The sequence below is a fragment of the Leisingera sp. F5 genome (assembly GCF_001593695.1).
In genome coordinates this window covers 1-1,035 of record NZ_LUKH01001424.1, presented here as the reverse complement: position 1 = coordinate 1,035, position 1,035 = coordinate 1, and the positions used below count along the sequence as shown (strand labels likewise).

Genomic DNA, 1,035 nt, shown 5'->3' with positions numbered 1-1,035 from the left:
AGCCCGAACAGCACCAGCACCGGCAGCTCCCCGGCTGGAATCTCTGCCACCGGCGCCATCAGGGCAGCCACAGGTAACAGCAGCAGCGCAGACACCGCGTTGGGCAGTGCAGCTGTGACATCCGGCCATTTGCGGTAGGCCGTCATGATCCCCGCCATCATCAGCGTCATGAACAACGCCAGGGCATCGCCCGCCAGACTGCCCCGCCCCAGCGAGCCTGAGACGATGATCCCCACACCGGCCAGCGCTGCAACACTTGCCAGCAGCACCCGGCGCGCCGGTGCTTCGCGCAGCGCCAGCCAAGCCAGCCCCGCAGCGGCCAAAGGCGCTGCCGCATAGATCAGCGCCACATTGGCCACGCTGCTCAGCTTGAAGGCTGGAATAAACGCGGCACTTCCCAAAGCCCCCATCACCGCAATCAGCCAGGCGCGGCGATCAAAAACCCGGGCTTCTCCTGCAAGTTGTCCGCGCAAGCCCAGATACGCCAGCATAAACCCCGCTGCGGTCAGCCCGCGCCAGAAGATAATGACCCATGCTGCCGCCGTGACGGAGCGGGTGAATATCCCCGCCGAGCTGAAGACCGCGGCAGAGACCGCAATCAGGATTATTCCCGCCATACGCTGAGAGATATTAAGTGACATCAAGGCCCGCCCCTCCAGTTTTCCGGGCCTGCCTATCACTGCGCTGCTGACATCTGCACGTCAGCAGCGGACAGCCTGTCCGCATTGGATCGCGGTGCAGCCGCTCCCATACTGTTTCATCCCGGCAATCAGCCTCTCCCGCGCCCGCACGAAACCCTGGCCCAACTGAGGGGGCTGCATTTTCAATGCAGATCCGGCAGGCGGGAGATCCCCGCTCAACCAACACGGACCGCCGTTTTCAGGCCACTGTTCCCCGCGCTTTCAATGCCTCGAACGCCTCGGGGGCAATGCCGATGCCTTCCAGCACCGCGGCACTGTCAGCGCCATGCCCATGCGGACCATGGTCCAGCGCCGGGCTGCCGTGATCATAGGCAAAGCCCGCCACCGCCAGGTT

Annotated in this window: 1 protein-coding gene; it reads right to left on the bottom strand. The window is 64.4% G+C overall.

All coding sequences use genetic code 11. The features are described 5' to 3' along the window. Positions 1 to 641 (bottom strand): EamA family transporter (locus tag A2I95_RS41955; RefSeq protein ID WP_291738161.1); only part of this gene is annotated, 641 nt, incomplete at its 3' end. Positions 642 to 1,035 lie beyond the last annotated feature (394 nt).